The 24,281-nt window shown below is 65.7% G+C and carries 28 protein-coding genes; 11 read left to right on the plus strand and 17 right to left on the minus strand.

Annotated elements, in window-relative coordinates; genetic code table 11:
• The first annotated feature begins 111 nt into the window (after positions 1-111).
• From ftsY to rpoH, 4 genes are all read left to right on the plus strand, one after another.
• Positions 112-1,500: a signal recognition particle-docking protein FtsY gene (ftsY, locus tag DNK34_RS17995; RefSeq protein ID WP_131176415.1), complete on the plus strand. Its 1,389-nt coding sequence runs from the start codon at positions 112-114 to the stop codon at positions 1,498-1,500.
• Positions 1,500-2,171, plus strand: a complete 672-nt coding sequence (gene ftsE / locus DNK34_RS18000) for a cell division ATP-binding protein FtsE (protein ID WP_131176414.1) — start codon at positions 1,500-1,502, stop codon at positions 2,169-2,171. The genes ftsY and ftsE overlap by 1 nt, the downstream gene beginning before the upstream one ends.
• Complete coding sequence (gene ftsX / locus DNK34_RS18005) at positions 2,168-3,184, plus strand: permease-like cell division protein FtsX (RefSeq protein ID WP_131176413.1); 1,017 nt, start codon at positions 2,168-2,170, stop codon at positions 3,182-3,184. The genes ftsE and ftsX overlap by 4 nt, the downstream gene beginning before the upstream one ends.
• 134 nt (positions 3,185-3,318) lie before the next feature.
• On the plus strand, positions 3,319-4,173 hold the full coding sequence (gene rpoH, locus DNK34_RS18010) for an RNA polymerase sigma factor RpoH (protein ID WP_131176412.1): 855 nt from the start codon (positions 3,319-3,321) through the stop codon (positions 4,171-4,173).
• Between the two features lie 143 nt (positions 4,174-4,316).
• Here rpoH and mtgA read toward each other — a convergent pair whose 3' ends face one another.
• Entirely contained in the window at positions 4,317-5,039 is a 723-nt protein-coding gene (gene mtgA / locus DNK34_RS18015) for a monofunctional biosynthetic peptidoglycan transglycosylase (protein WP_131176411.1), read from the minus strand.
• Positions 5,040-5,229: 190 nt separating this feature from the next.
• On the opposite strand from mtgA, the gene DNK34_RS18020 reads away from it, so the two are divergent.
• The 4 genes from DNK34_RS18020 (at position 5,230) to trmB (ending at position 7,653) form a co-directional block, all read left to right on the plus strand.
• The gene (locus DNK34_RS18020) at positions 5,230-5,604 is read left to right on the plus strand and encodes a DUF423 domain-containing protein (RefSeq protein ID WP_131176410.1); all 375 of its coding nucleotides are present in this window, start codon (positions 5,230-5,232) and stop codon (positions 5,602-5,604) included.
• 199 nt (positions 5,605-5,803) lie between these two features.
• Positions 5,804-6,004, plus strand: coding sequence for a sulfur carrier protein ThiS (gene thiS, locus DNK34_RS18025; RefSeq protein WP_131176409.1), 201 nt, complete (start codon positions 5,804-5,806; stop codon positions 6,002-6,004).
• A gap of 47 nt (positions 6,005-6,051) precedes the next feature.
• Complete coding sequence (locus DNK34_RS18030; RefSeq protein ID WP_131176408.1) at positions 6,052-6,846, plus strand: thiazole synthase; 795 nt, start codon at positions 6,052-6,054, stop codon at positions 6,844-6,846.
• A 90-nt stretch (positions 6,847-6,936) separates the two neighbouring features.
• Positions 6,937-7,653 (plus strand): tRNA (guanosine(46)-N7)-methyltransferase TrmB, encoded by a 717-nt coding sequence (gene trmB / locus DNK34_RS18035; RefSeq protein WP_131176407.1) that lies wholly within the window; start codon positions 6,937-6,939, stop codon positions 7,651-7,653.
• Between the two features lie 342 nt (positions 7,654-7,995).
• Here the strand turns inward: trmB and DNK34_RS18040 are convergent, their stop codons facing one another.
• From DNK34_RS18040 to DNK34_RS18105, 14 genes are all read right to left on the minus strand, one after another.
• Entirely contained in the window at positions 7,996-8,880 is an 885-nt protein-coding gene (locus tag DNK34_RS18040; protein WP_131176406.1) for an EamA family transporter, read from the minus strand.
• 144 nt (positions 8,881-9,024) lie between these two features.
• A complete protein-coding gene (locus DNK34_RS18045; RefSeq protein WP_131176405.1) occupies positions 9,025-9,348 on the minus strand; it encodes a DUF3392 domain-containing protein in 324 nt (107 codons plus the stop codon).
• 370 nt (positions 9,349-9,718) lie between these two features.
• Complete coding sequence (hemW, locus tag DNK34_RS18050; RefSeq protein ID WP_131176404.1) at positions 9,719-10,948, minus strand: radical SAM family heme chaperone HemW; 1,230 nt, start codon at positions 10,946-10,948, stop codon at positions 9,719-9,721.
• On the minus strand, positions 10,945-11,538 hold the full coding sequence (gene rdgB, locus DNK34_RS18055; RefSeq protein ID WP_131176403.1) for an RdgB/HAM1 family non-canonical purine NTP pyrophosphatase: 594 nt from the start codon (positions 11,536-11,538) through the stop codon (positions 10,945-10,947). Before rdgB ends, hemW begins: the two co-directional genes overlap by 4 nt.
• Positions 11,535-11,939 (minus strand): DUF4426 domain-containing protein, encoded by a 405-nt coding sequence (locus DNK34_RS18060; RefSeq protein WP_131176402.1) that lies wholly within the window; start codon positions 11,937-11,939, stop codon positions 11,535-11,537. Before DNK34_RS18060 ends, rdgB begins: the two co-directional genes overlap by 4 nt.
• Positions 11,940-11,956: 17 nt before the next feature.
• On the minus strand, positions 11,957-12,577 hold the full coding sequence (metW, locus tag DNK34_RS18065) for a methionine biosynthesis protein MetW (protein ID WP_131176401.1): 621 nt from the start codon (positions 12,575-12,577) through the stop codon (positions 11,957-11,959).
• A gap of 2 nt (positions 12,578-12,579) precedes the next feature.
• Positions 12,580-13,719: a homoserine O-succinyltransferase MetX gene (gene metX / locus DNK34_RS18070; protein ID WP_131176400.1), complete on the minus strand. Its 1,140-nt coding sequence runs from the start codon at positions 13,717-13,719 to the stop codon at positions 12,580-12,582.
• A gap of 87 nt (positions 13,720-13,806) precedes the next feature.
• Positions 13,807-14,418 (minus strand): ATPase, encoded by a 612-nt coding sequence (locus DNK34_RS18075; RefSeq protein ID WP_131176399.1) that lies wholly within the window; start codon positions 14,416-14,418, stop codon positions 13,807-13,809.
• Positions 14,411-14,602: a hypothetical protein gene (locus tag DNK34_RS18080; RefSeq protein ID WP_131176398.1), complete on the minus strand. Its 192-nt coding sequence runs from the start codon at positions 14,600-14,602 to the stop codon at positions 14,411-14,413. Before DNK34_RS18080 ends, DNK34_RS18075 begins: the two co-directional genes overlap by 8 nt.
• 58 nt (positions 14,603-14,660) lie before the next feature.
• Positions 14,661-16,643: a dynamin-like GTPase family protein gene (locus tag DNK34_RS18085; RefSeq protein ID WP_131176397.1), complete on the minus strand. Its 1,983-nt coding sequence runs from the start codon at positions 16,641-16,643 to the stop codon at positions 14,661-14,663.
• Between the two features lie 117 nt (positions 16,644-16,760).
• Complete coding sequence (locus DNK34_RS18090; RefSeq protein WP_131176396.1) at positions 16,761-17,057, minus strand: DUF167 domain-containing protein; 297 nt, start codon at positions 17,055-17,057, stop codon at positions 16,761-16,763.
• A 4-nt stretch (positions 17,058-17,061) separates the two neighbouring features.
• Positions 17,062-17,652 carry a YggT family protein gene (locus DNK34_RS18095; RefSeq protein ID WP_131176395.1) on the minus strand — a complete coding sequence of 197 codons (591 nt, stop codon included), beginning with the start codon at positions 17,650-17,652 and terminating at the stop codon, positions 17,062-17,064.
• Between the two features lie 10 nt (positions 17,653-17,662).
• A complete protein-coding gene (proC, locus tag DNK34_RS18100) occupies positions 17,663-18,481 on the minus strand; it encodes a pyrroline-5-carboxylate reductase (protein WP_131176394.1) in 819 nt (272 codons plus the stop codon).
• Positions 18,482-18,523: 42 nt separating this feature from the next.
• Positions 18,524-19,210 (minus strand): YggS family pyridoxal phosphate-dependent enzyme, encoded by a 687-nt coding sequence (locus DNK34_RS18105; RefSeq protein ID WP_131176393.1) that lies wholly within the window; start codon positions 19,208-19,210, stop codon positions 18,524-18,526.
• Positions 19,211-19,347: 137 nt separating this feature from the next.
• Here DNK34_RS18105 and DNK34_RS18110 point away from each other — a divergent pair, with 137 nt between their 5' ends.
• Positions 19,348-20,382: a type IV pilus twitching motility protein PilT gene (locus DNK34_RS18110; RefSeq protein ID WP_131176392.1), complete on the plus strand. Its 1,035-nt coding sequence runs from the start codon at positions 19,348-19,350 to the stop codon at positions 20,380-20,382.
• A gap of 100 nt (positions 20,383-20,482) precedes the next feature.
• The gene (locus tag DNK34_RS18115; RefSeq protein WP_131176391.1) at positions 20,483-21,628 is read left to right on the plus strand and encodes a PilT/PilU family type 4a pilus ATPase; all 1,146 of its coding nucleotides are present in this window, start codon (positions 20,483-20,485) and stop codon (positions 21,626-21,628) included.
• A gap of 34 nt (positions 21,629-21,662) precedes the next feature.
• Here DNK34_RS18115 and DNK34_RS18120 read toward each other — a convergent pair whose 3' ends face one another.
• Positions 21,663-22,502: a TIGR03915 family putative DNA repair protein gene (locus DNK34_RS18120; protein WP_131176390.1), complete on the minus strand. Its 840-nt coding sequence runs from the start codon at positions 22,500-22,502 to the stop codon at positions 21,663-21,665.
• The gene (locus DNK34_RS18125) at positions 22,502-23,713 is read right to left on the minus strand and encodes a putative DNA modification/repair radical SAM protein (RefSeq protein ID WP_131176389.1); all 1,212 of its coding nucleotides are present in this window, start codon (positions 23,711-23,713) and stop codon (positions 22,502-22,504) included. Before DNK34_RS18125 ends, DNK34_RS18120 begins: the two co-directional genes overlap by 1 nt.
• Before the next feature lie 135 nt (positions 23,714-23,848).
• Here DNK34_RS18125 and DNK34_RS18130 point away from each other — a divergent pair, with 135 nt between their 5' ends.
• A complete protein-coding gene (locus DNK34_RS18130) occupies positions 23,849-24,247 on the plus strand; it encodes an NINE protein (protein WP_165497324.1) in 399 nt (132 codons plus the stop codon).
• Positions 24,248-24,281: the final 34 nt, after the last annotated feature.

Below are 24,281 nucleotides of genomic sequence, written 5' to 3' on the forward strand. Positions count from 1 at the left end.
AGGCCGGGTGCGAATACGCATTCGAGCCTGCCGCTTTCGGTCATCCTCAGCCAGCCCATGAGCCGGCTCAGGCCTGCCAAGGCGTGCGCCCCTCTGAGATAGCCGTCCTCCATGTTTGGTTCAAAAGACGACAGCAAGACCCCGGCCCCGGGCAGCGAGCCCGCAGCGGGGCAGAACGCCGAGCCCACCGAGAAGCGCGGCCTGTTCGGCTGGCTGCGCAAGAAACCGGCCGAACCGGTTCGCGACCCCGAGCCGCCGCTTGCCGAGCCGCTGGCGCCGCCGGCCGAGCCTGAGATCACCGCCGGGGTTGCGCCCGAGCCGCAGCCCGGGGCCAGCGCGCCTGCAGCCGAGCCGGTGGCCGCCGACGTCGAGCCGCCAGCGTCGCTGCACGGGCCCCAGGCACTGGATGTGCCCGTGGCCGAGCAGCCGGCAGCGGCACTCGACGGCCATGCCGAGCTCGAGGCGGGCAGCGATGTGCACCATGGCCTGCCGTCGACCCCGGCCGCGCTGGTCGCGCAACCGCTGGAGGCGCCTGCGCCGGTGGTCGAGCAGAACAAGCCCGCGGACAACCAGGGCGGCTGGTTCGCCCGCCTGCGCCAGGGCCTGTCGAAGACCAGCGCCAGCCTCGGCGAAGGCATGGCCAGCCTGTTCCTCGGCAGAAAGGCCATCGACGACGAGCTGCTCGACGAGATCGAGACCCGCCTGCTCACCGCCGACGTCGGCGTCGAGGCCACCACGGCGATCGTCCAGAGCCTGACGCAGAGGGTCGCGCGCAAGCAGCTGACCGACAGCGGCGCCCTGTACAAGGCCCTGCAGGAAGAACTCGCCGCCCTGCTGCGCCCGGTCGAGCAGCCGCTGGTCATCGATAGCGCCAAGCGGCCCTACGTGATCCTGGTGGTCGGCGTGAACGGCGCCGGCAAGACCACCACCATCGGCAAACTGGCATCGAGGCTGCAGGGCGAGGGCAAGAAGGTCATGCTCGCCGCCGGCGACACCTTCCGCGCCGCGGCGGTGGAGCAATTGCAGGTCTGGGGCGAGCGCAACAAGATCGCGGTGATCGCCCAGCACACCGGCGCCGATTCCGCCTCGGTGATCTTCGACGCCGTGCAGGCGGCCAAGGCCCGCGGCATGGACGTGCTGATCGCCGACACCGCCGGGCGTCTGCACACCAAGGACAACCTGATGGAAGAGCTGAAGAAGGTGCGCCGGGTGATCGGCAAGCTCGACGACAGCGCGCCTCACGAAGTGCTGCTGGTGCTCGACGCCGGCACCGGGCAGAACGCCATCAACCAGGCCAAGCAATTCAACCAGACAGTGAACTTGACCGGCCTGGCCCTGACCAAGCTGGATGGCACGGCCAAGGGCGGGGTGATCTTCGCCCTGGCCAAGCAGTTCGCCCTGCCGATCCGCTACATCGGTGTCGGCGAAGGCATCGACGATCTGCGCACCTTCGAGGCCGAGCCCTTCGTACAGGCGCTTTTCCAGCAGCGGGAGCAGTAATGATTCGATTCGAGCAGGTCGGCAAGCGTTACCCCAACGGTCATGTCGGGCTGCATGAGCTGAGCTTCCGCGTGCGCCGCGGCGAGTTTCTCTTCGTCACCGGTCATTCCGGGGCCGGCAAGAGCACGCTGCTGCGCCTGCTGCTGGCCATGGAACGGCCGACCTCGGGCAAGCTGCTGCTGGCCGGCCAGGATCTGGCGCAGATCACCAATGCGCAGATCCCCTTCCTGCGCCGGCAGATCGGCGTGGTGTTTCAGAATCACCAGCTGTTGTTCGACCGCAGCGTGTTCGACAACGTGGCGCTGCCGCTGCAGATCCTCGGTCTGGCCAAGGGCGAGATCGGCAAGCGCGTCGGCGCGGCGCTGGAGCGGGTGTCGCTGAGCGACAAGGCCGAGCTGTTCCCCGGCGACCTGTCCACCGGCCAGCAGCAGCGTGTCGGCATCGCCCGCGCCATCGTCCACCGTCCGGCCCTGCTGTTGGCCGACGAACCCACGGGTAACCTCGACCCACGTCTGGCAGCGGAGATCATGGGCGTATTCGAAGACATCAACCGGCTCGGCACCAGTGTGCTGATCGCCAGCCACGACCTGGCGCTGATCGCGCGCATGCGCCACCGCATGCTGACCCTGCAGCGCGGTCGCCTGATCGGTGACGGGGAGGCCGCCGTATGAGCGCCACCCGCATGCCGCCACCGCAACCGGCCCAGCGGGTCGGCGCCGCGCCGAAGAATACCGAGCAGCGGGGCCCGGACAACGAGCCGGATTTCCGTACCCAGCTGCACGCCTGGCTGGAAAGCCACCGCGCCAGCCTGGTCGACAGCCTGCGGCGCCTGGGCAAGCAGCCGATCGGCAGCTTCTTCACCTGCCTGGTGATGGCCGTGGCCCTGAGCCTGCCCATGGGCCTGTCGCTGCTGCTGGGCAATGTCGAGCGACTTGGCGGTTCCTGGCAGCGCGCGGCGCAGATCTCGCTGTTCCTGAACATCAATGCCAGCGACAGCCAGGGCCAGGCCCTGCGCGAGCAGGTGGCGGCGATGGACGACGTGGCCGAGGCCGAGTGGATCAGTCGTGAGCAGGCCCTGGACGAGTTCCAGCAGCAGTCCGGTCTGGGCGAGGCGCTCAAGGAACTGCCGGACAACCCGCTGCCCGGCGTGGTGCTGGTGACGCCCCGGGAGGTCGACAAGGCCACCCTGGAAGCCCTGCGCCTGCGCCTGGCGGAGCTGCCCAATGTGCAGCAGGCGCAGCTCGATCTGCTCTGGGTCGAGCGCCTGAGCGCGATCCTCAAGCTGGGCGAGCGCTTCGTCTTCGGCCTGACCGTGCTGCTGGTCATGGCCCTGTTGCTGGTGATCGGCAACACCATTCGTCTGCATATCGAAAACCGCCGTACCGAGATCGAGGTGATCAAGCTGGTCGGCGGCACCGACAGCTACGTGCGCCGGCCCTTCCTCTATATGGGCGCCTTGTACGGTTTCGGTGCCGGAATCCTGGCCTGGATGGTGTTGGCCTATGGTCTAGGTTGGTTGAACGACGCCGTGGTACGCCTGTCAGGATTGTATGGCAGCGACTTCGCCCTGGCCGGTGTGCCCGCCAGCGATGGCTTTTCCCTGTTGCTGGGAGCGGTGTTATTGGGGTATATCGGTGCGTGGCTGGCCGTGGCCCGTCACCTGAGGGAGCTGGCGCCGCGCTGAGCGGCGTTTTCGCTGGCCGCCCCAAGTTATTGATTCGGTTGATGTTGACTATCGATCAGGGAACCGGGGGTCGGTGCTTCTGGTCGTATTGCGCAGTGCTACACTGCGTACGTTTATTGAGTCGGAGGATTCAAATGTCCACTTCCTTGCAACCTGTTCATGCTCTGGTTCCAGGCGCAAACCTGGAAGCGTACGTGCATGCGGTCAACAGCATTCCGCTGCTGACGCCCGAGCAGGAGCGCGAGCTGGCCGGAAATCTCTACTACAAGCAGGATCTCGAGGCCGCCCGGCAGATGGTGCTGGCCCACCTGCGTTTCGTCGTGCACATCGCACGCAGTTATTCCGGCTACGGCCTGGCCCAGGCCGACCTGATCCAGGAAGGCAACGTCGGCCTGATGAAGGCGGTCAAGCGTTTCAACCCGGAAATGGGCGTGCGCCTGGTGTCCTTCGCCGTGCACTGGATTCGCGCCGAGATCCATGAATTCATCCTGCGCAACTGGCGCATCGTCAAGGTCGCCACGACCAAGGCGCAGCGCAAGCTGTTCTTCAACCTGCGCAGCCAGAAGAAGCGTCTGGCCTGGCTGAACAACGACGAAGTGCATGCCGTCGCCGAGAGCCTGGGCGTCGAGCCGCGCGAAGTGCGCGAGATGGAAAGCCGCCTGACCGGCCATGACATGGCCTTCGATCCGGCGGCCGATGCCGATGACGACAGCGCCTTCCAGTCGCCGGCGCAGTACCTGGAGGATCATCGCTACGATCCGGCCCGGCAGATGGAGGACGAGGACTGGAGCGACACCTCGACGGCCAACCTGCACGAGGCGCTGGAAGGGCTCGACGAGCGCAGCCGCGACATCCTCTACCAGCGCTGGCTGGCCGAGGAAAAAGCCACGCTGCACGAGCTGGCGGCCAAGTACAACGTATCGGCGGAGCGTATCCGCCAGTTGGAAAAGAACGCCATGAACAAGCTCAAGGGCTCCATCGCCGCCTGATCGCCAGCCGCTGTAGCCGAAACGCCCCGACCTGTTCGGGGCGTTTGCGTATCTGCAGTATTTTCCTGGGATCGCTGCGCTCAACCGCAGGCTACGAGAGTGGTAGCCCGGCGTTGAGCGCAGCGATACCCGGGATTGGCGTTCTACTTGGCCAACCAGGCCGGCCGCGTCGCGTGCAACTGGTTCAGGTAGTGGCTACCGCCGAGCTGGCGCATCTGCTGGCGAATCCAGTTGGCGCGCTGGTTGACGTAGGCGCTGGGGCGGCCGGCATCGAGCTGGCGTGGGTTGGGCAAGACCGCCGCGAGCAGGCTGGCCTGGCGCGCCGACAGATAGGACGCGCCGGTATTGAAGTGGTGCTGCGCCGCGGCTTCGGCGCCGAACACGCCATCGGCCCATTCCGCGCTGTTGAGGTAGACCTCAAGGATGCGCTGCTTCGGCCAGAGCAGTTCGATCAGGCCGGTGAACCAGGCCTCGATGCCTTTGCGCAGCCAGCTGCGGCCCGACCAGAGAAACAGGTTCTTCGCCACCTGCTGGCTCAGGGTGCTGGCGCCGCGCACCGAGCCACCCTGCTGGTTGTGCGACAGGGCCGCCTTGATCGCGGCCACGTCGAAGCCCCAGTGCTGGGCGAACTTCTGGTCTTCGCCGGCGATCACCGCCAGCTTGAGGTCGTCGGGCAGTTCGCTCCAGGGACGCCAGCTGCGCTGCAGGTCGATGGGTTTGCCATCGATCCAGGACTCGACCTTGCGCTCGACCATCAGCGCCGTGCCCGGTGGCGGTATCCAGCGAAACACGAGCACCAGCAGAAACGAGCCGGCGATGAGCCAGAACAGCAGCTTGAGCAGGCGGCGGCGGATGGATCGGAACATGCGCATGGGAGCTGGGACGGTTGGACGGCCATTATACGACCGGTGGCGGCGCTGTGGGCAAAGGGGCCGTTTCGCCGCAAGAGCGGCGGCCGCTGCAACGCGGCAGCGGGTGCGGCAATCGTGAAGGCGCGTGCGCTGTGCCCAGGGAGTAAACTGCAGGCCCGTACAGGTCGCATAGGTGGAGGATTCGATGGTTCGTCTATGGTTGTTGCTAGCGGCAGTCGCCGGTTTCAGCGGGGTCGCGCTGGGCGCCTTCGCCGCCCACGGCCTGAAGGCCCGGCTCACGCCCGAGCACCTGGCGGTGTTCCAGACCGGCACCCATTACCAGCTGATCCATGCCCTGGCCCTGCTCGGTGTCGCCATCCTGGCACTGCAGGCCCCCGGGCGCCTGGTCAACCTGGCCGGCGGTTTTTTCGCCGTCGGCATCCTGCTGTTTTCCGGCAGCCTGTACCTGCTGACCCTGAGCGGCATCGGCAAGCTGGGCATCGTCACCCCCTTCGGCGGTGTCGCCTTCCTGGCCGGCTGGGCGTGCCTGGGGCTGGCGGCCTGGCAAAGGCAGCCATAAGCCGCAAGCCGCAAGCTTCAAGTTAAAAGCGGTTCAGGAGTAACGCCTATGCTTTGCTTCTGGCTTGAAGCTTGAAGCTTGAAGCTTGAAGCTTGCGGCTGCTTTATGCTTTCGAGGACGAATGGCCGGCCTGCGCCTTGGTCATCGCCGGTGATCGGGCTAGAATGCCGGCCCTTTCCAACGTTGCGATTGCCTCGTCATGCATATCCAGTTGAACGGTGAACCCTATGAGCTGCCCGACGGCGCCAGCGTCGCGGATCTGATCGCGCGCCTGGAGCTGGCTGGGCGGCGGGTGGCGGTCGAGCGCAATCTCGACATCGTGCCGCGCAGCCAGTACGCCGCCACGCCATTGGCCGACGGCGACCGCCTCGAAGTGGTGCACGCCATCGGTGGTGGCTGAGCCCTGGCGCTGCGCCCCGTCCATCTTCCCTGCCTAGAGGAACTCCCATGAGCCATGCTGTCAGCGACAAGCCCTTCACCCTGGCCGGTCGTACCTACCAGTCGCGCCTGCTGGTCGGCACCGGTAAGTACAAGGATCTCGAGGAGACCCGCGCGGCCATCGAGGCCTCGGGGGCCGAGATCGTCACCGTGGCGGTGCGCCGTACCAACATCGGCCAGAACCCGGGCGAGCCCAACCTGCTCGACGTGATCTCGCCGGATCGCTACACCATCCTGCCCAATACCGCCGGCTGCTACGACGCCGAGGAGGCCGTGCGCACCTGTCGCCTGGCCCGCGAGCTGCTGGACGGGCACAAGCTGGTCAAGCTGGAAGTGCTGGCCGACCAGAAGACCCTGTTCCCCAACGTCATCGAGACCCTCAAGGCCGCCGAGGTGCTGGTCAGGGACGGCTTCGACGTGATGGTCTATACCAGCGACGATCCGATCATCGCCCGCCAGCTGGCGGACATGGGCTGTATCGCGGTGATGCCCCTGGCCGGCCTGATCGGTACCGGGCTGGGCATCTGCAACCCCTACAACCTGCGCATCATCCTCGAGGAGGCGAAGGTGCCGGTGCTGGTCGACGCCGGTGTGGGCACGGCCTCCGACGCCACCATCGCCATGGAGCTGGGGTGCGAGGCGGTGCTGATGAACAGCGCCATCGCCCATGCGCAGAACCCGGTGCTGATGGGCGAAGCCATGAAGCACGCGATCATTGCCGGGCGCATGGCCTACCTGGCCGGGCGCATGCCGAAGAAGCTCTACGCCAGCGCCTCGTCGCCTCTGGATGGCACCATTCGCTGAGTTGCGCCTGTCTGTCTGACGCCGAACGGGGACGAGTGCTCCCCGTTCGCGCTTTTCTCCTATTCAATCTGTCTGTGTTCCGAGTGCCCCATGAGCGATATCGAACAATCCCCCGCCGATGAATCCCCTCGGCATCTGCGCACCATCAAGAGCTTCGTGATGCGTGCCGGGCGCATGACGGAAGGCCAGCAGCGCGGCCTCGAGCAGGGTTGGCCGAGGTTCGGCCTGGAGCTGGCCGATGGCCTGCGCGACTTCGATGCGGTGTTCGGGCGGCGGGCGCCGCGTACCTTCGAGATCGGCTTCGGCATGGGCCATTCCACCCTGGAGATGGCGGCCGCGGCGCCGGAACAGGACTTCATCGGCGTGGAAGTGCACAAGCCGGGTGTCGGCGCCCTGCTCAACGGGCTGATGACGCAGCACCTGGGCAACGTGCGGGTGTACAGCTGCGACGCCCTGGAAGTGCTGCGCCAGTGCGTGGCCGACGCCAGCCTCGACCGGGTGCTGCTGTTCTTCCCCGATCCCTGGCACAAGGCGCGTCACCACAAGCGCCGCATCGTCCAGCCGGCGTTCGCCGAACTGGTGCGGCAGAAGCTCAAGGTCGGCGGCGTGCTGCACATGGCCACCGACTGGGAGCCCTATGCCGAGTACATGCTGGAAGTGATGAACGTGGCGCCCGGTTACCGCAACCAGGCCGCCGATGGCCGCTGCGTGGCGCGCCCGGCCGAGCGCCCGGTGACCAAGTTCGAGCGCCGCGGCGAGCGGTTGGGGCATGGGGTCTGGGATCTCAAGTTCGAACGTATCGACTGAGCGCAAGGCGTTTCCGCCTCTGTCCACGCGTTCAGCGCTAACTCAGGCCGGCAATCCATCAATTGCTGATGGGTTGCCACCTGCGCGGCCCGACCCATCCTACGTGGATCGCCCTTTCTGCAATTTTCACACGCCTATAAATCAATGGGTTACCTGATGCCTGATGAGAGTCGCGACCCCGCGGCGATTGGTAGGCGCACCACGGATTTTGCGGGAGGGCCCGCCATCGCATCGCGCCGGGGGCGACGCTCCTACGCGGGTGATCCTGTCGCCACGAACATACCGTGAGATGGCCGCCCTCATGGCCCCGAGGCGGGGCTTATACAGTCGCCCTGGCAGCGCTCAGGCCGTGGCGCGGCGCAGTTGCAACAGCAGTCGGGCGCCGAACACGTTGATCAGCAGGCCGAGCATCACCACTGCAGCGCCGAGCCACTGCAGCGCACTCAAGCCCTCGCCCAGCAACAGCCAGGCCGAGCTGAGGCCGACCACCGGCACCAGCAGCGAGAACGGCGCCACCTGGCTGGCCGGGTAGCGCGACAGTAGGCGACTCCACAGCCCGTAGCCCAGCAGCGTGGCGATGAACGCCAGGTAGGCGATGGCCAGCACCGAGTTCAGCGACAGGTGGCGCAGGGCGGTCTCGATCTGTGCGGGGCCTTCGATGGCCAGCGACAGCGCGAGGAACGGCAAGGGTGGAATCAGGCTGCCCCAGACCACCAGGCTGACCAGATTCACCTGGCCGATGCGCTTGGTGACGATATTGCCCAGGCCCCACATCGCCGCTGCGCAGAGGGTCAGGGCGAAGCCGGCCAGGGTGAAGCTGCGTCCGCTTTCGCTACCGATCAGCAGCAGGCCGGCAGCGGCGACCAGCAGGCCGATCAGGCTGCTGCGGCGCACCGTCTCGCCGATGAACAGCGCGGCGAAACCCAGGGTGAAGAAGGCCTGGGCCTGCAGCACCAGCGATGCCAGGCCGGCGGGCATGCCGACGTACATGGCCGAGAAGAGGAAAGCGAACTGGCCCAGGGAAATGGTCAGGCCGTAGGCCAGCAGCCAGCGCCAGGGCATGTCCGGGCGGCGTACGAAGAGGATGGCGGGGAAAGCGGCGAGCATGAAGCGCAGGGCGCCGAGCAGCATGGGCGGCACGCCCTCGAGACCGACCTTGATCACCACGAAGTTCACACCCCAGGCGAGAATGACGATGCCAGCCAGCAGAATATCCTTGGGTGACATGGGCGCGGCCTCGGGCGGTGGTATGCGGACGCGCAGGCTAGCGCGGATGACAGGCGCTGACACGCCACAGTTGCCGGTGTTTTTTCCCGTACAGACCGCGCCTGCTCAAAACACCTGCAGGCTGCGCCCCGGCGTAGCCATCGGCTAGTTGCGGTCGGCCAGCACGCCGATCAGGAAGAACACCAGCAACAGCACCGGCGCCAGGGTGTAGTTGTTGAAGTGGCCCAGGCCCTGGGCCAGCCATGGGGTGATGAAGACGATCGCCAGGCCGTAGCCGAGGGCGCAGACCATGACGAAGATCAGCGTGCGCAGAACGAAGTTGAGGTTGCCGATCAGGCGTTGTACCCAGGCATTGATGCCTGGGCCGAACAGCACGAACAGCGTGGCCATGAGCGCCAGGGAAATATCGTACAGGTGGCCGCGCGTCCAGCGCGAAACGGTGGCGATCAGATCCAGCAGCAAATCCATGGAGGCTCCTTGAAGGGTGGACAAAGCAATCCTGCTCGAGGCGATTGCGTGGTTCGGTCTGCGTCGAGGGCCGCGCGGCCGCTCGAGCAGGCGGTGCAGCGTCTCGTCGAGCACCAGACCCGGATGATACCGCGGGTCATGATCCGCGCCGATGCAGGCGCCATAGCCTAACGGATCGAGCCGGGCCTGTGGTTTGCAAAGAAGGCGCTAGCAAGGCGTTGGACGCGGTGAGACGCGTGCCTGTCGGCCGTTTGCACCCGCGGCCCTGTTTATCCTTTGGGGCGCCAGTCAGGGTGGATACCGTCTTGCTTGCAGCTTGCAGCTTGCAGCTTGCAGCTTGCAGCTTGCAGCTTGCAGCTTGCAGCTTTTTTTACGGCAGGAAGTACTGCAGCAGGTCGTTGAGAAACAGCTGGCCCTCGCGGGTCGCCGTCAGGCGGGCCGGGTCTTCCTGCAGCAGGCCGCGACGTTGCGCCTTGTCCCGCGCCGCGGCGAGCCGTTCCAGGGGCAGCCCGGTGCGGCGGGTGAACAGTTCGGCGGCGCAACCTTCGCTCAGGCGCAGCACGTTCATCAGGAACTCGAAGGGCAGCTCCTCCACGCCCAGCCGGCGTTCGCCGGCGCTGAAGCGCTTGGCCGGGTCCAGGTAGTCCTTGGGCAGGCGGGTTTTCCAGGTACGGCTGATGATGCCCTCGGGCGTGCTCAGCTTGCCATGGGCGCCGGCGCCGATGCCGAGGAAATCGCCGAAGGTCCAGTAGTTGAGGTTGTGCCGCGCGGCACGTCCCGGCTGGGCGTAGGCCGAGACCTCGTACTGGCCGTAGCCGTGCTCGGCGAGCAGGGCCTGGCCGGCCTCCTGGATGTCCCAGAGGATGTCGTCTTCCGGCAGCACCGGCGGCTGGTTCCAGAACACCGTGTTCGGTTCCAGGGTCAGCTGGTACCAGGACAGGTGGGTGGGCGCCTGGGCGATGGCGGTGCGCAGGTCGCCGAGGGCGTCCTCCAGGGACTGATCCGGCAGGCCGTGCATCAGATCCAGGTTGAAGTTATCGAAGCCGGCGGCGCGGGCCATGTCGGCGGCGCGGATCGCTTCATCGCCATCATGGATACGGCCGAGGGCCTTGAGCTTGGCGGCCTGGAAGCTCTGTACGCCGATCGACAGGCGATTGATGCCCAGGCGCCGGTAGGCGGCGAACTTGTCCTGCTCGAAGGTGCCCGGATTGGCTTCCAGGGTGATCTCGATATCGCTGGCGAACGGGATGCGCCGTTCCACGCCTTCGAGCAGGCGGCCGAGGGCCTTGGCGGAAAACAGGCTCGGCGTACCGCCGCCGAAGAAGATCGAGGTCAGCGGTCGGCCATGGGCCTGCTGCAGATCGCTATCGAGGTCGGCCAGCAGCGCGTCGACATAGGCCTCTTCCGGCAGCGTCGGGCCGGCGGCGTGGGAGTTGAAGTCGCAGTACGGGCATTTGCGCACGCACCAGGGGATATGCACGTACAGCGATAACGGCGGCAGCGCGAACAAGGCTGTCGGGTTTTCGCTGGAGGCTGAAGGCTGGACGAGGGAGTTGCTTGTTCGTCCAGCGTCCAGCGTCCAGCCTCCAGCGGCTTTCATAGTCCCAACCGCTGCTTGAGCAGGGCCATCGCGATGGCACGGTGGCTGAGGCTGTTCTTGTCCGCTGGCGCCAGTTCGGCGCTGGAGCACTGGCGCTCCTCGACCCAGAACAGCGGGTCGTAGCCGAAGCCCTGCTCGCCGCGGGCCTCATGCAGGATACGCCCATGCCACAGGCCTTCGCAGATGATCGGCAGCGGATCGTCGGCGTGCCGCACCAGGGCCAGGCAGCAGACGAACTGGGCGCCGCGCTTGGCGTCCGGCACGTCCTTGAGGGCGGCCAGCAGCTTGGCGTTGTTGGCGGCATCGCCCTGGCCGTCGGCGTAGCGGGCGGAGTAGATGCCCGGCGCGCCGCCTAGGGCATCGACCGCCAGCCCGGAATCGTCGGCCAGCGCCGGCAGGCCGGACAGGCGCGCGGCGTTGCGCGCCTTGAGGATGGCGTTCTCGACGAACGACAGGCCGGTTTCTTCCGGCTCGACCTGGCTGAATTCACCGACCGAGCGCAGGCGCACGCTGGCGCCGAGCATGGCCTGGAGCTCCTTGAGTTTGCCGGCGTTGTGGCTGGCGAGAACGAGTTCTGGGAAAAGCATCATGGCTCCGGGAAGAATTCCTGGTTGAAGTCGAGGCGCTGACCGTTCACCTGCAGGTTGAACAGCAGCACTTCGCGCGAGGTCACGGGAAACTGCGCCAGGTAGGAAACGAACTCGCCCTGACGCTGTTCGACGAAGTGCAGTGGCTGGCCATGGCCGAGTAGGTTCTTCACCTCGCCGGCGACCCGCGCCGTACTCGGCTTGCCGGCCGCGAGCACGGTCACGTTGATCACGCCCTGGCTCTTGCTGCGCACCAGGCCGCTGGCGGTGGCGATCTCCGGCTGCAGGTAGCTGGAGTTGAAGGCGCTGTAATGCACCTCCAGCTCGCCCAGGCGCTGCTTGCGCTCGGCAAGGGTCGGCAGGCTCAGGCACAGGGCCAGCAACAGCAGAATGAAATGGCGCATGGGGGGCTCCCTCGGTGTCAGGTGGCGATCCGCACATCCCGGGCGTTATGCCCGCTGATGCGGTAGATGCCGATCTCCCCCAACAGGTTAGGCCATGTGCGGCTGGCCCAACCATGCCGGTGGTCACGGTCGACGGCCAGGCGCTCGAGCACGCGGGCGCTCTGCTGGTGGCACAGGCGCTCGAAGTCCTCGAAGGTGCAGAAGTGGATGTTCGGCGTGTTGTACCAGGTGTAGGGCAGAAAGTCCGACACCGGCATGCGGCCCTTGCTGGCCAGGTACCAGCGGCAGCGCCAGTGGCCGAAGTTGGGAAAGGTGATGATGCAGGTCTTGCCGACGCGCAGCATTTCCGCCATGACCTTGTCGGGGAAGTGCAGGGCCTGCAGGGACTGGGTCATGACCACCACGTCGAAGCTGTCGCTGGCGAAATTGCCCAGGCCCTTGTCCAGGTTCTGCTCGATGACGTTGACGCCTTTCTCGATGCACTGGGCGATCTTGTCCGGGTCGATTTCCAGGCCGTAGCCGCTGACCTGCTTGTGGGCGCCGAGCCAGGCCAGCAGCTCGCCGTCGCCGCAACCGAGGTCGAGTACGCGGCTGCCGGCGGGAATCCATTCCTGGATGATGTCTAGATCCGCGCGCATGCTTACACCTCGATCCGTTTCATGTAGCTGCCGAACGCGTGCAGGTAGCGCGGGATCGGCATGAGGAAGGCGTCGTGGCCCTGCGGCGCATCGATCTCCAGGTAGCAGACGTTCTTGCGCGCCGCCGTCAGGGCGTCGACGATTTCCCGCGAGCGGGCCGGTGAGAAGCGCCAGTCGGTGGTGAAGGACATCACGCAGAAGTCCGCCTTCACCTGGCTCAGGGTCTTGGCCAGGTCGCCGTTGTGCTCGGCCGCCGGGTCGAAATAGTCGAGCGCCTTGGTCATCAGCAGGTAGGTGTTGGCGTCGAAGCGCCCGGAGAATTCCTCGCCCTGGTAGCGCAGGTAGCTCTCGACCTGGAACTCGACGCTGTGGAAGTCGTAGTTGAGTTTCTCGCTCTTCAGGCCGCGGCCGAATTTCTCGCCCATGGCGTCATCGGACAGGTAGGTGATGTGGCCGACCATGCGCGCCAGCATCAGCCCGCGTTTGGGGATCACGCCCTGCTCCTGGAAGTGCCCGCCGTGGAACTCCGGGTCGGTGAGAATGGCCTGCCGGGCCACCTCGTTGAAGGCGATGTTCTGCGCCGACAGCTTGGGCGCCGAGGCGATGGCCAGGCAGTGCCGCACCCGCTGCGGGTAACTGATGGTCCACTGCATGGCCTGCATGCCGCCGAGGCTGCCGCCCACCACCGCGGCCCATTGCCCGATACCGAGCAGATCGGCCAGGCGCGCCTGGCTGTGTACCCAGTCTTCCACGGTCATCACCGGGAAGTCGGCCCCGTAGGGCCTGCCCGTGGCCGGGTTGAGGCTGCCGGGGCCGGTGGAGCCGTTGCAGCCGCCCAGGTTGTTGAGGCTGACGACGAAGAAACGGTTGGTGTCCAGCGGCTTGCCGGGGCCGATGCAGCTGTCCCACCAGCCCGGCTTGCGCTCGTCGGGGCTGTGGTAGCCGGCGGCATGATGGTGGCCGGACAGCGCATGGCAGATCAGCACCGCATTGCTGCGCGCGGCGTTCAGCTCGCCATAGGTTTCGTAGATCAGTTGATAGTCGGCCAGGCTACGCCCGCAGGCCAGCGCCAGGGGCTCGGCGAATTGCGCGATCTGAGGGGTGACCAGGCCAACAGAGTCTTGAGTAAAGGCAGTCGACATCGACCCTGCTCGGATAATGAAGGAACAATGGAAAGGAAAGTGCAGCAGTCTAAAGAGCGCTGCCGTCAGCGGCAAGGAAACTGCTCGTCAGTCAGCGATGGACTGTTTTATCTGCAGGGCCCATTCGGGGATATCGTCGTCCTGGGCATAGGTTTTACTGATCAGGCCTTCTCGGGTTCGGAAAAGCAGGCGTGGAGCCTGATCGTTCACCGAGTTGTCGTAGACATAGAGTCGGTCTACCAGCGTTGCCAACTCGACGCAGTTGGCGATGGACTTGGTGTAGCGTGAGACGATCTTGCTGATCGGCACCTCATGGCCGCCGTCCATGTAGCGGTAGGTGATCCGGTAGGCATTGATGGCGGGATGCGAGGTGCTGACGAAGAAGACCCTGACGAAGAATCCCGCAGCGATAGCCTTGCGGATGAACTCGACTTTGTTCTCGGTCGATAACACTGTCTCGAATGCGAGACTGCGTCCTTCGCTCAGGCAGAGCTCGCGCAGTGCATCGGACTTGTCGGCGGCTTGCCTGAAGGCGGCCTCCGAATTCCAGCCGCCGAACTCGTCCTGGGCGATTTCATCGGGATTGATGAAGGTGCAATTGGACAGCCAGCTGTGTTCGCGCAGTGTTTCCGTGATCGATGTCTTGCCTGAGCCGTTGGGGCCCGCGAAAACGATCAGCTTGGGTTTGCGTTCAGGCATCGTGGGAAGCGCGCAGGGCCGCGCTTTTCTTCTTGGCCTTGATCGCGAGCGTCAATGCTTCGCTGAGTCGGTTATCCACGCGCGTGACTCTTTTGTGCGCGGCCTGACGTACCTGTGACATCAGGGAGGACAGTTGTATATCGCTGGGGTCGTCCACTGTGGAAACCAGATTGAAACCGCTCATAGCCACCTCCTGCTCATGGCGACCAGCATAGGGTGTTGGTTGTGCAAAGCCAACCACGCTATTCGGCGCTGCCCTGGGCGCGCGCCATGCCGGGCAGGTTGACCACCTTGCCCTGGCGCTGGATCGGCGCGGGACGGCGGATGATGCGCAGCATGTCGTTGGCCTGGGCCAGTTGCTGGCTCAACTCCTCGCCATACTGCGCCATCTGCTGGCTGCGCTGGCGGCTCTGCTGGGTTTCCCGGGCCAGGGCCTTGAGTCGCAGCATATGGCTTTCCAGCAGTTGCTTGTGTTCCAGGGTGTGCTGCATCAGCGGCATCAGGGCGTCGCCTGCCCACTGCTCGGCATCCTGGCGCAGGCGCTGGTGCAGGCCGATGACTTCCTGCACCAGGGTGGCGAAGAAGCGCCGGGTCAGGCTGCGCTGTTCGGTGAGCAGGGTCTTGAGCTGGAGGCGGAACTGGTCGGCCTTGGTCTGGTGCCGCTTGAGTTCGCCTACGTAGCGTTCGATCTCGAAGCGCGGCGCATCGATGCCGTGCAGCGGGTTTTCCTCGTTGTGCCGGCGGTAGATGACGGCGACCATCCGGTTGGCCATTTCCGCATCGTGGGACAGGCTGTGCAGGTCGTCCTCCACCGCCGAGAAGAACTGCAGGATGGCCTGGTTGATGCCCAGGGTCGTCCAGCTGCCGGTAAGCTCGCGGCGCAGGCGGTTGAGGTGTTCGTCGAGGCGTTGCGGCCGCGCCGCGGTGCGCAGCAGATCGCCCTGGCGTTTCAGCAGGCGCTGGTTGGTCTTCAGACCGAGCAGGCGCTTGTGATGCAGGCTGTGGTCTTCCTTGGTGCGCGCGGTCAGTTCGAACAGCAGCTGGCCGTTGTCCTGCTGGTGCTCGCTGAGCTGCGCCTGCTGCTCGACCACCTTGGCCAGGCGCAGGCCGAGCACGTGCTGGCTGTTCTGCAGCATGGCCAGGACCTGGTTGACCACCCGCACCTCGATCAGTTGTTCCTTCTGCGCGACGATACGCTCGCACAGCAGGTTCTCCAGGTTGCTCATCTGGCTGCGTGCCAGCAGCGCACGGTCCTTGCGTACCTTGGCCAGCAGGGCCTGCTTGGCCGACAGCGGCAGGATGTCTTCGGTGTCCAGGCCCAGATGCCGGGCGGTCTGCTGGCGCATGCGGTCGATGGCGGCGGCGACGAAGGCCTCGCCGGCGAGGTCGTCCCAGAGCACGTCGATCTTGTTCAGCACGGCGAACAGGCTGGTCTGGGTGTCCTCGTCGAGCTGGCGAATATGCTGCTGCCAGATATCCAGGTCGCTGGCGCTGACCCCGGTATCGGCGGACAGCAGGAAAATGATCGCCTGGGCGCTCGGCAGCATCGACAGGGTCAGCTCCGGCTCGCTGCCCAGCGCGTTGAGCCCGGGCGTATCGAGAATGCGCAGGCCCTGGCGCAGCAGCGGGTGGTCGATGTTGACGATGGCGTGGCGCCAGGCCGGCACCATGACCTGGCCCGAGGTGCCGGCGCTTTCCAGCATGTCCGGGTGAAAGCCGAGCTGGATCGCCTGCTCCACCGCCATGGCTTTGCACTTGGCCACCTGGGCGAAGGCCTGCACCATGTTTTCCGCATCGCTGGTGTCCAGCGGGATGTTCACCCAGTGGCGTGGAATGCGCTTGAACTGCGCCACGCTGGCGTCGGCGATGCGCGTCTCGATGGGCAGCAGGCGGATGTACGAGCGCTCCGAGCGTGGGTCGAACAGCAGTTCGGTCGGGCACATGGTGGTGCGCCCGGCCTGGGACGGCAGCATGCGCTGGCCGTATTCGGAGAAGAACAGGCTGTTGATCAGTTCGGTCTTGCCGCGGGAGAACTCGCCGACGAAGGCCAGGGTGATGTGATCGGTGCGCAGCAGGCGCAGGGCGCGTTCCAGCTTGGCCTCCACCGCCTCGCTGCTCAGGCGGTTGTGTGCCAGCCAGCTGCGATAGCGGGTGATCTCGCGTACCAGTTCGCGTTTCCAGGCGACGTAGGCATCCACCTGTTCACTGAGACGTTCCATGCTCATGCGGGCGTTTCCCTGGCGAAGGCATCGGTGGCGATGGTGATGCCGGACTAAGGCGCATTATGGAGAGCCTGGCGGCACAGTCAATCAGGCCCGAACAAGACGGCGTCTGGTGGTCGCTCAAGAGGTGCGAACGGTCAGGCCGAGCCCGTCGGGCAAGCGTTTCGGCGACTGGATGCGGACGCGCTTCTGCCGGCTCTGCTGGCCGCTCTCCAGGGTTACCTGACTTTTCGCCACGGCAAAGGCCTCGGCGAGGAAGGCCAGCAGATGGGCATTGGCCTTGCCGTCCACCGGCGGCGCGGTCAGGCGGATCTTCAGGCGTTCGCCGTGCAGCCCGGCGAAGGCATCGTTGCTCGCCTTGGGCTGCAGGTGGCAGTCGAGGATCAGCGCATCGCCGTCCCAGCGGTGGAAGCTCATCGTTTCAGATGGCCAGGCTCAGGCCGCTGAACATGCCGGTGCTGATCGCCAGGTTGCGGATCACCAGCATGTCGATCAGGTTGAGGATCAGGAAGGCGACGATCGGCGACAGATCCAGCCCGCCCAGGTTCGGCAGGATACGCCGGATCGGCATCAGCAGCGGCTCGCAGATCTGGTTGACCAGCAGGGCGGCGGGATTGTGGCTGCCCTGGGCGACCCAGGACAGGATCACGCTGATGATCAGGGCGAAGAAGAACACCTTGAGCAACAGCGCGGTGACACCGATGAGCGACCACACCAGGATCAGCAGCGGCTCGCCGACGCCGACGCCCATCAGCATCAGGGTCAGGACCATGAGCACGAACTGCACGATGATCGCCAGTACCAGCGAGGCCAGGTCGAGGCCGGCGACGCTGGGGATGATCCGCCGCAGCGGCTTGAGCAGCGGGTGGGTGGCGCGCACGATGAACTGGCTGAGCGGGTTGTAGAAGTCCGCCCTGACCAGTTGCAGGATGAAACGCAGCAGCACGATCAGCAGGTACAGGCTGCCGATGGTTTGCAGCACGTAGACGGCTGCGGTGTTCAGACCGATCATCGTTGTCTCCTTATTGACCCAGTTGTTCGGCCAGTTCCGCCGAGCGGTTGTCGGCCGCCTTGAGGGCCTGTTCGACCAGCGCTTCGAAGCCGCCGGCCTGGAATGTCTTGATCGCCGCATCGGTGGTGCCGGCCGGCGAGGTCACGCGGCGGCGCAGCTCGGCCGCATCGACGTCGCTGTCCAGGGCCATGCGCGCGGCGCCCAGGGCAGTCTGCAGGGTGAGCCTGGCGGCGGTTTCGCGGGGCAGGCCGAGGCGTTCACCGCTGGCGGTCATCGCTTCGATCAGCAGGAAGAAATAGGCCGGGCCGCTACCGGACACGGCGGTCACCGCATCGATCAGGCGCTCCTCTTCCAGCCACAGGGCCAGGCCCACGGCGCCGAGCAGCCGTTCGGCCTGCTGACGCTGCGCGGCGCTGACCCGGGCGTTGGCGTACAGGCCACTGGCGCCCAGGCGCAGCAACGACGGCGTGTTGGGCATGCAGCGCACCACGGCACGCGGGCCGAGCCAGTTTTCCAGGCTGGCGCTGCTGATGCCGGCGGCGATGGAGACGATCAACTGGCCGTCCTGCAGGTGGGCGGCGAGGTCGAGGCAGACGTCCTTCATCACCTGCGGCTTGACCGCCAGCACGATCACGTCGGCACCCTGGCAGGCTTCGGCATTGCCGGCGAAGACCTCGATACCCTGTTCGGCGGCGATCTTCGCCCGTTGTTCTGCGCCACGGTCGCTGGCACGGATGGCCTCGGCGGGCATGCCCTGGGCGCGCAGGCCACCGATCAGGCTGGCGGCCATGTTGCCGGCACCGATGAAGGCGATGCGGGGTGTGGTCATGGTGAGAGCTTCCTATATATAGAGAGTCGAGATCTGCTGAAGTCAGGCCTTGGCGTAGTCACGCTCGCCGAACAGGGCGGTGCCGATGCGCACCCAGGTCGCGCCTTCGGCGATGGCTGCCTCCAGGTCGTGGCTCATGCCCATGGACAGGGTGTCCAGGCCGAGGTTCAGGCCGTCCCGCAGTTCGCGCAGGCGGGCGAAGGCGGCACGTTGAGCGTTCGGGTCGTCGGTCGGCTCGGGAATAGTCATCAATCCACGCAGGGTCAGGTTGGGCAGTTGTGTTACCGCCTGTGCCAGCGCTGTCAGCTCTTCGGGCTGGCAGCCCGACTTGCTGGCCTCTCCGCTGACGTTCACCTGCAGGCAGACGTTCAGCGGCGGTAGCCGGGCCGGACGTTGCGCACTGAGGCGTTCGGCGATCTTCAGGCGGTCGACCGAGTGTACCCAGGCGAAATGCTCGGCGATGGGACGGGTCTTGTTCGACTGAATGGGGCCGATGAAGTGCCAGATCAAGGGCAGGTCGGCCAATTGCGCCTGTTTATCCAGGGCTTCCTGCAGGTAGTTCTCGCCAAAGTCGTGCAGGCCGGCCGCCTGGGCCTGGCGAATGGCGGCGGCGGGCTTGGTCTTGCTCACCGCGAGCAGGCCGATGGTGGCGAAATCTCGCTGCGAGGCTTGCGCCGCCTCACGGATACGCACACCAACCTTTGCAATATTCTCTGCTATCGTGGACATTACTTGCGCCTGCCGCCTGGGTAGTGTCGGGCTTGACGGTTTGCCACGAAGCGCGCGCGTCCGCGGCCTCGTCGTGGTGCGTCAAGACCCTTCAGGTTCCTGAGTTCCGCGGCATTCTACCGTCATTAGGGAGTCCCATGGATATCACTGAGCTGCTGGCTTTCAGTGCCAAGCAAGGTGCGTCGGATCTGCATCTCTCCGCGGGCCTGCCGCCGATGATCCGGGTCGACGGCGATGTACGCCGGATCAACCTGCCGGCGCTGGATCACAAGCAGGTGCACGCGCTGATCTACGACATCATGAACGACAAGCAGCGCAAGGATTTCGAGGAGTTCCTCGAGACCGACTTCTCGTTCGAAGTGCCCGGCGTGGCGCGCTTCCGGGTCAACGCCTTCAACCAGAACCGCGGCAGCGGCGCGGTGTTCCGTACCATTCCCTCCAAGGTCCTGAGCATGGAGGATCTGGGCATGGGCGAGATCTTCAAGAAGGTCTCCGATGTGCCGCGCGGGCTGGTGCTGGTCACCGGGCCCACCGGCTCGGGCAAGTCGACCACCCTGGCGGCGATGCTCGACTACATCAACAGCAACAAGTACCACCACATTCTCACCGTCGAGGACCCCATCGAATTCGTTCACGAGTCGAAGAAGTGCCTGATCAACCAGCGCGAAGTGCACCGCGACACCCTGGGCTTCTCCGAAGCCCTGCGCTCGGCCCTGCGGGAAGACCCGGACATCATCCTGGTCGGCGAGATGCGTGACCTGGAAACCATCCGCCTGGCGCTGACCGCCGCGGAAACCGGTCACCTGGTGTTCGGCACCCTGCACACCACCTCGGCGGCCAAGACCATCGACCGGGTGGTCGACGTGTTCCCCGCCGAAGAGAAGGCCATGGTCCGCTCGATGCTCTCCGAATCGCTGCAGGCGGTCATTTCCCAGACCCTGCTGAAGAAGATCGGCGGCGGCCGGGTGGCGGCCCACGAGATCATGATCGGCACGCCGGCGATCCGTAACCTGATCCGCGAGGACAAGGTGGCGCAGATGTACTCGGCGATCCAGACCGGTGGGGCGCTGGGCATGCAGACCCTGGATGCCTGCCTGAAGAACCTGGTCGCCAAGGGCCTGGTCAGCCGCGACAGTGCGCGGGAAAAATCGAAGACCCCGGAAAATTTCTGAGCCGTTGCGGCCGGCCTCGCGGTCGGTCGCCATCCGGGCCACTGGCGAAACACGCGCCCCGGTGGCCGAGCGTCGCCTGAGCGCGTGCAGGTAGTCACCCATGGAATTTGAGAAACTGCTGCGCCTGATGGTCGAGAAGGGCGGCTCCGATCTGTTCATCACCGCCGGCGTGCCGCCATCTATGAAGGTCAACGGCAAGATCATGCCCGTGACCAAGACCGCCCTGTCGCCGGAGATGACCCGGGAAACCGTGCATTCGGTGATGAACGAGCAGCAGCGCCGCGACTTCGCCGAGAACCACGAGTGCAACTTCGCCATCAGCGCCCGTGGTATCGGCCGTTTCCGCGTCAGCGCCTTCTACCAGCGCAACCTCGCCGGCATGGTGCTGCGCCGCATCGAGACCAATATCCCCACCCTGGACGAGCTCAAGCTGCCCGAGGTGCTGAAGAAGCTGGCCATGACCAAGCGCGGCCTGGTGCTGTTCGTCGGTGCCACTGGTGCCGGCAAGTCGACCTCCCTGGCGGCGATGATCGGCTACCGCAACAGGAACAGCAGCGGCCATATCATCTCCATCGAAGACCCGATCGAGTACATCCACCAGCACCAGAGCTGCATCGTCACCCAGCGGGAAGTGGGCATCGATACCGAGTCCTTCGAGGTGGCGCTGAAGAATACCCTGCGCCAGGCCCCCGACGTGATCCTGATCGGCGAGGTGCGCACCCGCGAGACCATGGACCATGCCGTGGCCTTCGCCGAGACCGGCCACCTGTGCCTGGCCACCCTGCACGCCAACAACGCCAACCAGGCGCTGGACCGGATCATCAACTTCTTCCCCGCCGACCGACAGAACCAGGTGTGGATGGACCTGTCGCTCAACCTCAAGGCCATCGTCGCCCAGCAACTGATCCCGACGCCGGACGGCAAGGGCCGGCGTGCGGTGATCGAGGTGCTGATCAACACCCCGCTGGCTGCCGACCTGATCCGCAAGGGCGAGGTGCATGAGCTCAAGGGCTTGATGAAGCGTTCCACCGAGCAGGGCATGCAGACCTTCGACCAGGCGCTCTATACCCTCTACAGCCAGGGCGAGATCACCTACGAGGATGCCCTGCTCTACGCCGATTCGGCGAACGACCTGCGCCTGATGATCAAACTCGGCTCGGAAACCGACGGCGATCACCTGACCAGCCTGTCCCAGGGCCTGGCCCTGGAAGTCAGCGACGAGGACCCGGGGCGGCGCTTCCGCTGATCCCCCAGGCCACGCCGGCCCGGCGTGGCGCTGCTCAGCCTTTCTCGCTCGGCGCGCGGATACGCTTGCCGCTTTGCGCCGCCACCGCCTCGGCCTGGCCGTCGGCCTGAGCTCCGGCGCGGGCCTGGCTCATCAGCTGTGGGATCAGCGGGCCTTCCGGCAGGTTGCGCCAGAAACGCACCGGCAGGTTGCTTTCCAGTACGCTGCGGTTCAGGCGTGCCGGGTTGAAGGTGCTGCCGTAGTAGGCCAGCCACAGCGCTTCGCCCTGATCGTCCGTGTCACGTGCCAACTGCTGCCACTGTGCTGGGCAGGGGCGGGCGTGATGCAGTTGCGCACCGTCCCAGTAGACCCCGTCGTCCGGCGTGGCGATCAGCCAGGTGAGGCGGCCCAGGCGCTCGGCGAAGTGCCCGGCGGCGCCGTGCAGGATATCGTGGGCCGGTTCGTGCCAGGCCACCAGTTGCGGTGCGCCCGCCGCCGGGTCCCGTGGCTTGAAGCGCAGGAAGGCATGCAGGTGGTGGGCTTCGCGACGTACCGCCTTGAGGCGTCGATGCAGCTCGCTGCCATCGACGTCGCCCGGCAGCATGGCGGCATGATCGCCGCCGGCCACCCGCCAGAGAACGCGGTAGAGCAGGGCCCAGCGGTTCACGCAGCGAAACTGCGCGGCGCTTTCCAGCTGTTCGAGCAAGGCCCTGGGGATGCGCACTGCTTGCGCCGTACCGGGTGCCTGCGCCGTGTCCGCCAGTTGGTCGAACAAGCCGGTGTCCGTGGCCGCGTCCGTCCAGCTCAACTGGTGGGGCGCCATGCCCTGGCGCAACTGCGCGCGCGCGGCCTCGCGCCAACCGGCGAAGCTGCCATCGAAGCTGACCTTGAGCATCACCAGAGCCCCATCTGCCTGGGCGTTTCGCTCAGCTGCTGGCGCAGCACCAGGGATTCCCGGGTGGCCTGGGCCGGGCGGTAATCCTGGGTGACGATAAAGGGCTTGGCCTTTTCCAGCGCACAGCGCAGGCGGCCGAGGTCGGCGAAGCGGATGCGTTTCTGCCGGCGCAAATCCACCAGGCGCTGGGCGCTGAGCACGCCGATACCGGGGATGCGCGCGATCAGGCTGACGTCGGCGCGATTCAGGTCCACCGGGAAGTGCTGGCGATTGTTCAGTGCCCAGGCCAGCTTCGGGTCGATATCCAGTGCCAGGTTGCCGGGGCCGTCGAGCAGTTCGGCGGCCTTGAAACCATAGCCACGCATGAGGAAGTCGGCCTGGTACAGGCGGTGTTCGCGCAACAGCGGCGGGGCCGCGAAGGGAACGCTCGCGGGGCTCTGCGGAATCGGGCTGAAGGCCGAGTAATAGACGCGCTTGAGGCGGAAATCGCCGTACAGCGACTGGGCGGTGTGCAGGATGGTGCTGTCGTCGGTGGCATCGGCGCCGATGATCATCTGCGTGCTCTGCCCGGCCGGGGCGAACGCCGGCGCGCGCTTTTCGCTGTCTGCCTCCTCGACGCCGCGGCGAATGGTGCCCATGGCCTGTTTGATCGGCGCCACGCGCTTCTCCGGCGCCAGGTGGATCAGGCTGCTCTCGGTGGGCAGTTCGATATTGACGCTGAGGCGGTCGGCGTAGCGCCCGGCTTCGGCGATCAGTTCGGCGGAGGCGTCGGGAATGGTCTTGAGGTGGATATAACCGCGGAATTCGTGCTCCTCGCGCAGTAGCCGGGCGACCCGGTTGAGCTGTTCCATGGTGTAGTCGGCCGAACGGATGATGCCCGAACTGAGGAACAGGCCGCTGATGCAGTTGCGCCGGTAGAAGTCCAGGGTCAGGCTGACCACTTCCTCGGGGGTGAAGCGCGCCCGCGGCACGTCGCTGGAGCGGCGGTTGACGCAGTACTGGCAGTCGTACAGACAGAAGTTGGTCAGCAGGATCTTCAGCAGGGCCACGCAGCGCCCGTCGGGGGTGAAGCTGTGGCAGATGCCCATGCCATCGGTAGCGCCGATGCCGGCCTGGCCCCTGGAGCTGCGCTTCGGCGCCCCGCTGCTGGCGCAGGACACGTCGTACTTGGCGGCATCGGCGAGTACCGTGAGCTTGTCGATCAGTTGCATGGCGCGACCCGTTAACTGTATTTATATACAGTATTCGGTAGTGCGGCGCCGTATTCAAGGTCGCCCGTCGGAGGTGATGGAAACCCTTCGGCGAGCGTCGGATCAAATGGACAGTCCATTCCTGAGGTGATTTCGATGCAACGTGCAGATACCCACAGCAAGATCATCGGCTACCTGCTGTGGATCTTCGGTTTTCTCGGTGCCCACCGCTTCTATTACGGCAAGCCGGTGACGGGCACCATCTGGTTCTTCACCCTGGGTCTGCTGTTCATTGGCTGGATCATCGACCTGTTCCTGATCCCGACCATGGACCGTGAAGCCGACCTGCGTTTCACCGCCGGCAAGACCGACTACAACGTCGCCTGGATCCTGCTGACCTTCCTCGGCATCTTCGGCGTGCACCGGATGTACCAGGGCAAGTGGATCACCGGCATCCTCTACTTCTTCACCGGCGGCCTGTTTCTGCTCGGCGTGCTCTACGACTTCTGGACGCTCAATACCCAGGTGTCGATCAAGAATGCGCGGGAGGGTTAGGTCGAGCCACGAGCCATAAGCGGCACGTTAAAAG

This window comes from Phytopseudomonas dryadis (assembly GCF_004327355.1).
In the GTDB taxonomy this organism is placed as follows: domain Bacteria; phylum Pseudomonadota; class Gammaproteobacteria; order Pseudomonadales; family Pseudomonadaceae; genus Aquipseudomonas; species Aquipseudomonas dryadis.

Bases quoted from the DNA above. Each gene is read 5' to 3' on its own strand.
- hemW (WP_131176404.1), bottom strand. From the start codon at position 10,948: ATGAAAGCCGCTGGAGGCTGGACGCTGGACGCTGGACGAACAAGCAAC.
- DNK34_RS18085 (WP_131176397.1), bottom strand. From the start codon at position 16,643: ATGAGCATGGAACGTCTCAGTGAACAGGTGGATGCCTACGTCGCCTGG.
- proC (WP_131176394.1), bottom strand. From the start codon at position 18,481: ATGACCACACCCCGCATCGCCTTCATCGGTGCCGGCAACATGGCCGCC.
- DNK34_RS18090 (WP_131176396.1), bottom strand. From the start codon at position 17,057: ATGAGCTTCCACCGCTGGGACGGCGATGCGCTGATCCTCGACTGCCAC.
- DNK34_RS18115 (WP_131176391.1), top strand. From the start codon at position 20,483: ATGGAATTTGAGAAACTGCTGCGCCTGATGGTCGAGAAGGGCGGCTCC.
- mtgA (WP_131176411.1), bottom strand. From the start codon at position 5,039: ATGTTCCGATCCATCCGCCGCCGCCTGCTCAAGCTGCTGTTCTGGCTC.
- DNK34_RS18105 (WP_131176393.1), bottom strand. From the start codon at position 19,210: ATGTCCACGATAGCAGAGAATATTGCAAAGGTTGGTGTGCGTATCCGT.
- thiS (WP_131176409.1), top strand. From the start codon at position 5,804: ATGCATATCCAGTTGAACGGTGAACCCTATGAGCTGCCCGACGGCGCC.
- ftsY (WP_131176415.1), top strand. From the start codon at position 112: ATGTTTGGTTCAAAAGACGACAGCAAGACCCCGGCCCCGGGCAGCGAG.
- DNK34_RS18110 (WP_131176392.1), top strand. From the start codon at position 19,348: ATGGATATCACTGAGCTGCTGGCTTTCAGTGCCAAGCAAGGTGCGTCG.
- DNK34_RS18030 (WP_131176408.1), top strand. From the start codon at position 6,052: ATGAGCCATGCTGTCAGCGACAAGCCCTTCACCCTGGCCGGTCGTACC.
- DNK34_RS18075 (WP_131176399.1), bottom strand. From the start codon at position 14,418: ATGCCTGAACGCAAACCCAAGCTGATCGTTTTCGCGGGCCCCAACGGC.
- trmB (WP_131176407.1), top strand. From the start codon at position 6,937: ATGAGCGATATCGAACAATCCCCCGCCGATGAATCCCCTCGGCATCTG.
- ftsE (WP_131176414.1), top strand. From the start codon at position 1,500: ATGATTCGATTCGAGCAGGTCGGCAAGCGTTACCCCAACGGTCATGTC.
- DNK34_RS18095 (WP_131176395.1), bottom strand. From the start codon at position 17,652: ATGATCGGTCTGAACACCGCAGCCGTCTACGTGCTGCAAACCATCGGC.
- DNK34_RS18080 (WP_131176398.1), bottom strand. From the start codon at position 14,602: ATGAGCGGTTTCAATCTGGTTTCCACAGTGGACGACCCCAGCGATATA.
- DNK34_RS18125 (WP_131176389.1), bottom strand. From the start codon at position 23,713: ATGCAACTGATCGACAAGCTCACGGTACTCGCCGATGCCGCCAAGTAC.
- DNK34_RS18040 (WP_131176406.1), bottom strand. From the start codon at position 8,880: ATGTCACCCAAGGATATTCTGCTGGCTGGCATCGTCATTCTCGCCTGG.
- rdgB (WP_131176403.1), bottom strand. From the start codon at position 11,538: ATGATGCTTTTCCCAGAACTCGTTCTCGCCAGCCACAACGCCGGCAAA.
- DNK34_RS18045 (WP_131176405.1), bottom strand. From the start codon at position 9,348: ATGGATTTGCTGCTGGATCTGATCGCCACCGTTTCGCGCTGGACGCGC.
- DNK34_RS18020 (WP_131176410.1), top strand. From the start codon at position 5,230: ATGGTTCGTCTATGGTTGTTGCTAGCGGCAGTCGCCGGTTTCAGCGGG.
- DNK34_RS18130 (WP_165497324.1), top strand. From the start codon at position 23,849: ATGCAACGTGCAGATACCCACAGCAAGATCATCGGCTACCTGCTGTGG.
- metX (WP_131176400.1), bottom strand. From the start codon at position 13,719: ATGTCGACTGCCTTTACTCAAGACTCTGTTGGCCTGGTCACCCCTCAG.
- DNK34_RS18060 (WP_131176402.1), bottom strand. From the start codon at position 11,939: ATGCGCCATTTCATTCTGCTGTTGCTGGCCCTGTGCCTGAGCCTGCCG.
- metW (WP_131176401.1), bottom strand. From the start codon at position 12,577: ATGCGCGCGGATCTAGACATCATCCAGGAATGGATTCCCGCCGGCAGC.
- ftsX (WP_131176413.1), top strand. From the start codon at position 2,168: ATGAGCGCCACCCGCATGCCGCCACCGCAACCGGCCCAGCGGGTCGGC.
- DNK34_RS18120 (WP_131176390.1), bottom strand. From the start codon at position 22,502: ATGCTCAAGGTCAGCTTCGATGGCAGCTTCGCCGGTTGGCGCGAGGCC.
- rpoH (WP_131176412.1), top strand. From the start codon at position 3,319: ATGTCCACTTCCTTGCAACCTGTTCATGCTCTGGTTCCAGGCGCAAAC.